Annotated in this window: 9 protein-coding genes; 4 read left to right on the forward strand and 5 right to left on the reverse strand. The window is 57.3% G+C overall.

Translation table 11 applies throughout. From position 1 onward, the window contains the following. Positions 1-50 precede the first annotated feature (50 nt). The 5 genes from ERD80_RS15810 to rppH all read right to left on the reverse strand — a co-directional run bounded on the left by ERD80_RS15810 (position 51) and on the right by rppH (position 5,298). Positions 51-521: a prepilin-type N-terminal cleavage/methylation domain-containing protein gene (locus ERD80_RS15810; RefSeq protein ID WP_058757063.1), complete on the reverse strand. Its 471-nt coding sequence runs from the start codon at positions 519-521 to the stop codon at positions 51-53. 202 nt (positions 522-723) lie between these two features. After that, positions 724-1,518: a thymidylate synthase gene (gene thyA, locus ERD80_RS15815; RefSeq protein ID WP_104188425.1), complete on the reverse strand. Its 795-nt coding sequence runs from the start codon at positions 1,516-1,518 to the stop codon at positions 724-726. Next, on the reverse strand, positions 1,515-2,396 hold the full coding sequence (gene lgt, locus ERD80_RS15820; protein ID WP_021506703.1) for a prolipoprotein diacylglyceryl transferase: 882 nt from the start codon (positions 2,394-2,396) through the stop codon (positions 1,515-1,517). Before lgt ends, thyA begins: the two co-directional genes overlap by 4 nt. 112 nt (positions 2,397-2,508) lie before the next feature. Beyond that, positions 2,509-4,755 carry a phosphoenolpyruvate--protein phosphotransferase gene (ptsP, locus tag ERD80_RS15825; RefSeq protein ID WP_059011912.1) on the reverse strand — a complete coding sequence of 749 codons (2,247 nt, stop codon included), beginning with the start codon at positions 4,753-4,755 and terminating at the stop codon, positions 2,509-2,511. 12 nt (positions 4,756-4,767) lie between these two features. Beyond that, entirely contained in the window at positions 4,768-5,298 is a 531-nt protein-coding gene (gene rppH / locus ERD80_RS15830) for an RNA pyrophosphohydrolase (protein ID WP_031279497.1), read from the reverse strand. A gap of 684 nt (positions 5,299-5,982) precedes the next feature. Between rppH and mutH the strand changes: the two genes are divergently transcribed. The 4 genes from mutH (at position 5,983) to ERD80_RS15855 (ending at position 8,996) form a co-directional block, all read left to right on the forward strand. After that, positions 5,983-6,669: a DNA mismatch repair endonuclease MutH gene (mutH, locus tag ERD80_RS15840; protein ID WP_058757065.1), complete on the forward strand. Its 687-nt coding sequence runs from the start codon at positions 5,983-5,985 to the stop codon at positions 6,667-6,669. A 97-nt stretch (positions 6,670-6,766) separates the two neighbouring features. After that, the gene (locus ERD80_RS15845; RefSeq protein WP_021506699.1) at positions 6,767-7,477 is read left to right on the forward strand and encodes a TerC family protein; all 711 of its coding nucleotides are present in this window, start codon (positions 6,767-6,769) and stop codon (positions 7,475-7,477) included. Between the two features lie 116 nt (positions 7,478-7,593). Next, complete coding sequence (locus ERD80_RS15850; protein WP_021506698.1) at positions 7,594-7,812, forward strand: YgdI/YgdR family lipoprotein; 219 nt, start codon at positions 7,594-7,596, stop codon at positions 7,810-7,812. Between the two features lie 143 nt (positions 7,813-7,955). Continuing rightward, positions 7,956-8,996, forward strand: coding sequence for an NADP(H)-dependent aldo-keto reductase (locus ERD80_RS15855; RefSeq protein WP_021506697.1), 1,041 nt, complete (start codon positions 7,956-7,958; stop codon positions 8,994-8,996). Positions 8,997-9,020: the final 24 nt, after the last annotated feature.

A 9,020-nucleotide genomic window follows, 5' to 3' on the forward strand; every position in this document is an offset into this window, starting at 1 on the left:
GCCAATCGCCATGGCGATCAGTATCTCCAGCAGACTGAAGCCCCCCTGCGCTATTCGCATCCCTTCTCTCCCGGCTGGCAGACCCGGATGCGCGCCCGGGCGGAGAGGATGACGCGCCAGCGGCCAGCTGCGCTCTCCAGTTCGATACTACCGGGCCGGGCAACATCGCGTCGGCCGTAAAAGCCCGGCTCGCCGACCAGTGCGGTGATGCGCACTTCGCGATAAGGCGGCCGGAACAGCCAGCGCGACGGCAGCTGACATCCTTCTGCGGGCTGCGGCCCGGTGCCGAGGCAGCCGTTTTCGCCTGGTTGCAGCCACAGGCTGAGGTCGCGGTTGTGCCAGCTGGCGTGTGCGCGCAGCCGCAGCAAAAAGCTCTGCAGTTGCAGAACGCTGTCACGCAGTTGCTGATACTGTTGCCAGCGCTGCCAGCCCTGTAAGGCGGCGATGCTGAGGATGCCGGCAATCACCATAACCAGCAGCAGTTCCGGCAGAGTAAAGCCGGCGTTTTGGGTTCTGTTCATAACCGGCACTCTGCGCCTGCCGGACGAAAAGCAACAGCGGCAAACAGAGAAGATGGAAAGCGTGCCGCAGGAAAGTTATGCCCGGTGCAGACAACACCCTTTTTTTGCGCGTCGGATTCAGAAAATCCCCGCAGAAGCGGGCGGAGGCCAGGCAAAAAAAAGCCCTGCGCGATGGCAGGGCCTGATGCTGAAGAGCGGCAGATTACACGGCAACCGGCGCTTTGATCGCCGGATGCGGATCGTAGCCTTCGATCTCAAAATCATCGAACTGGTAATCAAAAATCGACGCGGGCTTACGCTTAATCACCAGTTTCGGCAGCGGTCGCGTTTCACGCGTCAGCTGCAGTCGCGCCTGTTCGAGATGGTTACTGTACAGGTGCGTATCGCCGCCGGTCCAGACGAAATCGCCCACCTCAAGATCGCACTGCTGTGCCACCATATGCACCAGCAGCGCATAGCTGGCGATATTGAACGGCAGGCCGAGGAAGATATCGCACGAACGCTGGTACAGCTGGCACGACAGCTTGCCATTCGCCACGTAGAACTGGAAAAACGCGTGGCACGGCGCCAGCGCCATCTGATCCAGCTCACCGACATTCCATGCCGAAACGATAATGCGGCGCGAATCCGGATCGCGTTTCAGCTGCTCAATCACCTTGCTGATTTGATCGATCTCTTCGCCGGAAGCATTGCCCCAGCTGCGCCACTGCTTGCCGTAGACCGGTCCCAGATCGCCGTTTTCATCCGCCCATTCGTCCCAGATGGTGACCTTGTTCTCTTTCAGGTAGCCGATGTTGGTGTCGCCTTTTAGGAACCACAGCAGCTCATGAATGATTGAGCGCAGATGCACCTTCTTGGTGGTGACCAGCGGAAAACCGTCCTGCAAATTGAAACGCATCTGGTGGCCAAAGATGGAGAGCGTGCCGGTACCGGTACGGTCGGCCTTTTCTGCGCCTTCATTCAGCACATGTTGCATCAAATCCAGATACTGTTTCATTTTACCTCACGCGTTTGTTGCTGCGGGCGACGACGATACGCCCAGACCATCATAATCACTCCGGCCAGAATCATCGGGATCGACAGAATCTGGCCCATACTGATACCGCCTTCGAACAGGCCAAGCTGGGCATCCGGCTGGCGGAAAAACTCCACGATAATGCGGAATGCGCCGTAGCCAATCAGGAACAGGCCGGAGACGCTGCCCATCGGGCGCGGCTTGCGAATAAACAGGTTGAGAATGATAAACAGCACGATGCCTTCCAGGCACAGCTCGTACAGCTGTGACGGATGGCGCGGCAGCACGCCGTACGTGTTCAGCAGTTCCTGATATTGCGGGTTATTGGCCGCCAGCGCGAGATCTTCGCTGCGCGAACCCGGGAACAGCATGGCGAATTTAAAGTCAGGCGCCACGCGGCCCCACAGTTCGCCGTTGATGAAGTTGCCGAGACGGCCAGCACCGAGGCCAAACGGGATCAGCGGCGCAATGAAATCAGAGACCTGGAAGAAGGTGCGTTTGGTACGGCGGGCGAAGATCAGCATCACCACGATCACGCCAATCAGACCACCGTGGAATGACATGCCCCCGTCCCACACTTTGAACAGATAGAGTGGGTTGTCGAGGAACAGCGGCAGGTTATAGAACAGCACGTAGCCGATGCGGCCGCCGAGGAACACGCCGAGGAAGCCCGCGTACAGCAGGTTTTCAACTTCTTCTTTTTTCCAGCCGCTACCGGGTTTGTTGGCGCGGCGCACCGCCAGCCACATAGCAAACACAAAGCCTACCAGATACATCAGGCCGTACCAGTGCAGCGAAACCGGTCCGATGGAGAAGATCACCGGATCGAATTGGGGAAATGAAATGTAGCCGTTAGTCATCTTTCACCATGTTTTTTCTGCCCGCAAATGGGCGTGGCTAAAGGGCCATACAATAAAAGGCTGCGCATCATAGCACAGCCGCTTTTCACAATTTCCGCAGAAATGTAAACAGTTAACGTCCGCCGCGAATCAGTCCGCCCAGGCCGCGCCGCTCCATGAAGGCCGACACCAGATGGCGCACTTCCGTTGCGGTGTGCGCCATCACGCCCTGCTGGCTCAGTTTCTGCGCCTCTTCATAATCGAGGTGGCGCAGCAGGTATTTGACGCGCGGAATGTTCTTGCCGTTCATGCTGAGATGGTGATAACCCAGACCCACCAGCAGCGCGACGCACATCGGATCGCCCGCCATTTCACCACACAGGCACAGCTCCAGTTTGGCCTGGCGGGCTTCATTGGCGATGGTTTGCAACGCCCGCAGCATCGCCGGATGCAGCGAATCGTAAAGGTTGGCAACGCGGGTATTGTTGCGATCGACCGCCAGCAGATACTGGGTGAGATCGTTGGTGCCGACGGAGATAAAGTCCACGCGTTGCGCCAGATGCGGGATCAGAAACAGCATCGACGGCACTTCAATCATCACGCCAATGCGCGGTTTCGGAATGGCATAACCGAGCATCTCTTCCACTTCGCGACCGGCGCGATCGATCAGGCGCCGCGCCTCTTCGATCTCGTCGATATGACTGATCATCGGCAGCAGAATGCTCAGGTTGCCCGAAGCGACGTTGGCGCGCAGCATGGCGCGCACCTGCACCAGGAAGATCTCCGGCTGGTCGAGCGTCAGACGAATGCCGCGCCAGCCGAGACAGGGGTTCTCTTCACTGATCGGCATGTAAGGCAGCTGTTTGTCAGCGCCGACATCCAGCGTGCGCAACGTCACCGGTTTGTCGTAAAACAGTTGCAGCATGCCCTGATATTGCGCCACCTGCTCCTCTTCCGACGGGAAGCCACTTTGCAGCATGAACGGAATTTCGGTGCGATACAGGCCGATGCCGTCAACCCAGTTGTCGAGCGCCTGTTCGTGTTCCGGGCTGAGACCGGCGTTGAGCATCACCTGCACGCGCTCGCCGCTTTTCAGCTCGCCGGGCTGCTCCACCACATCTTCGGCCATTTTGCTCAGCGCGTTCTCTTCGCTGATCAGCCGCTGATACTCCTGCACCAGCACCGGCTCTGGATCGATCAGCACTTCGCCGCGATAGCCGTCCACGATCAGCAGCCGCTTGTTGAGCTGCGACGGCAGGATATCCGCGCCCATCACGGTCGGAATACCCATGGCGCGCGTGAGGATCGCCGCGTGCGAGTTGGCTGCGCCATCGCGCACCACCACGCCCGCCAGCCGCTCCTGCGGCAGCTCCGCCAGTGTGGTGGCGGTGAGTTCATCGGCCACCAGCACAAAACGTTCCGGCCAGGCATTGGTGCCCACCAGCGTGTCGTCAAGGTGGAACAGCAGGCGCTGGCCGAGCACGCGCAGATCCCCGGCGCGCTCGCGTAAATAGTGATCCTGCAGGCTGGCAAACTGTGCGGCAAACTTCTCGATCACCGTTTTGACCGCCCACTCGGCTACCGATCCGCGCTCGATCTCGGCAAACAGATCTTTTTTCAGTCGCGCATCGGTGAGCAGGTGCGAGTAGAGATCGAAGATCGCCGCGCTCTCTTTCTGCACGCTGGCCGCGAAACGCTTGCTGAAGCGACGAAACTCGTTGCCCGCCTCGCCCATGGCGACAATCAGGCGCTCGCGTTCACGCTGTGGATCGAGCGTAGAGGCGGCGGACACCTGGTCGAGCAACGGCTGTGTTTCATCAACCCAGCCAGGTGCAACGGCGACGCCCGGCGCGGCGGCAATCGCTTTGACGCGCGTCTGGCGGAACTGACCGAACAGCTGGCCAAGCTGCGACTGCGACAGCAGCGCGGCCATCTGCGTGGCCAGCGTAACCAGAAATGACTCTTCGCTTTCGTCGAACTGACGATGCTCTCGCTGTTGCACCACCAGCACGCCGAGCAGTTGACGCCGGCTGATGATTGGCACACCCAGAAACGAGCGGTAGCGCTCTTCTTTTACGGAGGGAATGTATTTAAAACTGGGATGGCTTTGCGCATCGGCAAGGTTGATCGGTTCGGCCAGGCGGCCCACCAGCCCGACGATACCTTCGTCGAACGCCAGCGTAACGGTGCGGCCGCGCGGCTTTTTCAGGCCGCGCGTCGCCATCAGGTAGTAGCAACGTCGATCGTGATCGGCGAGGTAAACCGAGCAGACCTCGGTCTCCATCGCCAGGCATATTTCGTTGACCAGAATGTCGAGTGCTTCATTCAGACGCGGTGCACTCGCCACTTTTTCTACAATTTCGCGCAACTGAGTGAGCATAAAGGGCGTGGCCTATCCTCTTTTACGTCGATGGGCGGCGTTGTTATTGCGCTGCCCCGCACTCTCCTGCATAGACATCACCACGCCAGCGAATTCCTTCATGACGCGGCGATACACATCGCGCTTGAAAGAGACAACCTGACGTACCGGATACCAGAAGCTGACCCAGCGCCAGCCATCGAACTCCGGCGTGCTGCTGTGTTGCACATTGATATCCGCGTCACTACACATCAACTGCAGAAGAAACCACTTTTGTTTCTGGCCGATACACACCGGCTTTGTGTCCCAACGCACCAAACGTTTTGGCAACTTGTAACGTAACCAGTTACGGGTTGAAGCAAGTATTCGAACATCTTTGCGGTGTAAACCCACTTCTTCGAACAGTTCGCGATACATCGCCTGTTCAGCGGTTTCACCCGGATTGATGCCTCCCTGAGGAAACTGCCAGGAGTGCTGTCCAAAGCGCCTGGCCCATAACACTTGTCCTTGCCTGTTACAGATTACGATACCAACATTCGGGCGGTAGCCATCATCATCGATCACTGGACTACCTCAAAGCTAAATTTGAATAGCCTGATTGTTTCATACTCCTTACAGGCGGTAAACCACTGGATATCCGCGCCGCTGACCGGATAACAATGGGATAACTCACAGATAATAGCCATGTTATAAACAGACAGGGGCATTTAACGGCGATCTTATTCACCTTTTCTGTGGATAGCTTTGTGCAGAACACGGGAATGAGTTGAATAACCGCTTCGGAAAATTCTAATGCACGCCGGGGGGAATAGCACTAAAATCCCCATTTATCATAGTTATAGACAATCAACGCGTTCATATACACGGTGTAAAAGCCGGTTATTCTTCCCCACGCGGTTACCGCTGCTCAAAGATCCATCACCGTTGATTTTATCCACAGAGAATGTCCTAAACCTGGGCAGAGAATGGAAAAAAAGCGCGCAGTTCGGCAAAGTCAAGGCTGTAAATGGAAACAGGGGTGGGCAAAACGTGGGGTTATCCCACTTTTCTGTGGATAACTGGGTTTAAGATCCTGTTCATTGTCGATAACAAACCGGGATAACCGCCTCTTACCCTGGTGAGCACCTGGTCAATCGCGCTAAAAAAGCATGCTGAATCATGCTATTATCACGTTTACATTGTCCGGCACGATGTGGACAACGCGCGCTGACCTTTACTGACCATATTTTGACCAATGCGAGTTTTATCATGAATTGCCCTGCCGCCTTGCCTGCTGCGCCCCGTAACGAAGCTGAACTGCTCCAGCGTGCCCAACAGCTGGCTGGTCAGAGCTTTGCCGCGCTGGCCGCGCAGCTTGGCCTGCCGATGCCCGCCGATTTACGCCGTGACAAAGGCTGGGTCGGTATGCTGCTGGAGCTGCTGCTGGGCGCCAGCGCCGGCAGTAAAGCCGAGCAGGATTTTGCGCATCTCGGTATTGAACTCAAAACCATTCCGGTCGACGCGCTGGGTAAGCCGCTGGAAACCACCTTTGTCTGCGTGGCACCGCTCACCGGCAACAGCGGCGTTACCTGGCAAACCAGCCACGTGCGCCACAAGCTGGCGCGGGTGCTGTGGATCCCGGTGGAGGGCGATCGCGCCATTCCGCTGGCCGAGCGCCGCGTGGGTTCGCCACTGCTGTGGCAACCGAATGCGCAGGAAGAGCAGCAGTTACGTGAGGACTGGGAAGAGCTGATGGACATGATCGTGCTCGGCCAGGTGGAGCGCATCACCGCCCGCCACGGCGCGTGGCTGCAAATCAGGCCAAAAGCGGCCAACAGCAAAGCGCTGACCGAAGCCATCGGCGAACACGGCGAGCCGATCATGACGCTGCCGCGCGGTTTTTACCTCAAGAAGAGCTTTACCGGACCGCTGCTGGCACGGCATTTTCTGCTGTAATTCCCGGTACAACCTCGCCCTTGCAGGATCACTTTAGGCAGCGCCGCCTGCGCCGTGTATAATTCCCGTTTACTTTTCGTTTAGGAATGAAGGATTCATGTTTGACTGGATTGCTGATCCCAACGCCTGGCTGGCGCTGGGAACATTAACCATTCTGGAAGTGGTGCTGGGTATCGATAACATTATTTTCCTGTCTCTGGTGGTCGCGAAACTGCCCCAGCACCAGCAAAACCGGGCGCGCCGGCTGGGTCTGATGGGGGCGATGTTGATGCGCCTTGGGCTGCTGGCCTCCATCGCCTGGGTGGTGAGACTGACGCAGCCGTTGTTTTCCATCATGGACCACGCCTTCTCCGCGCGCGATCTGATTCTGCTGTTCGGCGGCCTGTTCCTGCTGTGGAAGTCGAGCATGGAGATCCATGAAACCATCGAAGGCGGCGAAGAGGAGCACAAAACCAATGTGCACTCTTTCTTCGGCGCCATCGTGCAGATCATGCTGCTCGACATCATTTTCAGCCTGGATTCGGTGATCACCGCCGTCGGTCTGTCCGATCACCTGTTCATTATGATGGCGGCGGTGGTCATCGCAGTGCTGATGATGATGGTGGCCGCGCGCGCGATTGGCGAGTTTGTTGAGCGGCATCCGTCGGTCAAAATGCTGGCGCTGGCGTTTCTGATTCTGGTCGGCTTTACCCTGATCCTCGAGAGTTTTGGTATGCATGTACCAAAAGGTTACATTTATTTTGCGATGTTCTTCTCCATGGCGGTAGAGTGTCTGAACCTGATGCGCAGCAGGAAAAACAAAGCGTAACCTGTCAAGGGCGAGCGCATCTCGCCCTGTTATTTTAGGAATGATGCGATTACTCCAGCTGGCAAAAGCATTTATTACTACACTTTTGCTGTTGAAGTGGCTTGAGGGAGCTGAGAATGAAAGGGTTGGTAAGTGCAGTGGGCCTGCTGCTGGCGGCGCTGGCATTAAGCGGTTGCAGCAGTGATTACGTTATGGCCACCAAAGATGGCCGCATGATTATGACCGAAGGTAAGCCGTCGATTGATAAAGAAACCGGTCTGGTGCAGTACACCGACGAACAGGGCCATGTTATGCAAATTAATGGTGACGAGGTTTCCACCATCATTGAGCGTTAAGTGCCAAATTGCCTCGCCTGTACGCGTTTTCCCCCTGTGCAGGCGATTTCCCGAACTTTCCCCCCTTCCTTCTGCGCCACTTCACAGGCTATAGTCCCAGAGAACACAACATTCCGTTTCATAATGAAAAAAGGAAGCCGGCAATGCATTATCACCGTATCCCCCATAGCACGCTGGAAGTCAGTCAGCTGGGGTTAGGCACGATGACGTTTGGTGAGCAGAATAGCGAAGCCGACGCCCACCAGCAGCTTGATTACGCCGTTAGCCAGGGTATTAACCTGATTGATACCGCCGAGATGTATCCGGTGCCACCGCGTCCGGAAACCCAGGGCCTGACCGAAAAATACATTGGCAGCTGGCTGCAAAAGCGCGGCAGCCGCGACAAAATCATTCTGGCGAGTAAAGTCGCCGGCCCGGTGCGCGGCAGCGATGCGCTGATTCGCCCCAACCAGGCGCTGGATCGCAAGAACATCCGCGAAGCGCTGGACGCCAGCCTGAAACGCCTCAATACCGATTACCTCGACCTCTACCAGCTGCACTGGCCGCAACGCCAGACCAACTACTTTGGCAAGCTCGGTTATCAGTACAGTGATAACACCGCCACCGTTACGCTGCTGGAGACGCTGGAAGCGCTGACCGAACAGGTACGCGCGGGCAAGATCCGTTACATCGGCGTCTCGAACGAAACGGCCTGGGGCGTGATGCGCTACCTGCAACTAGCGGAGAAGCATGAGCTGCCGCGTATCGTCACCATTCAGAATCCGTACAGCCTGCTGAACCGCAGTTTTGAAGTGGGTCTGGCAGAGATTAGCCAGCATGAGGGCGTGGAACTGCTGGCCTATTCCAGCCTGGCCTTTGGTACGCTGAGCGGCAAATACCTCAACGGGGCGAAACCGGCCGGCGCACGTAATACGCTGTTTAGCCGCTTTACCCGCTACAGCGGCGAGCAGTCACAGCAGGCGATTGCTGCCTACGTGGCACTGGCGAAACAGCACAACCTGGATCCGTCACAGATGGCGCTGGCCTATGTGCGGCAGCAGCCGTTTGTGGCCAGCACCCTGCTCGGTGCCACCACCATGGAACAGCTGAAGGTTAACGTGGAGAGTTTCAACCTGACGCTGAGCGGCGAGGTGTTAGAGGCGCTGGAAGCGATTCACCGTCAGTACACGTATCCGGCACCGTAATCTCCCTGGTGCGCGTTAACGCGC

Origin of the sequence: Pantoea sp. R102 (assembly GCF_004916815.1) — a bacterium.
Lineage (GTDB): Bacteria > Pseudomonadota > Gammaproteobacteria > Enterobacterales > Enterobacteriaceae > Pantoea > Pantoea dispersa.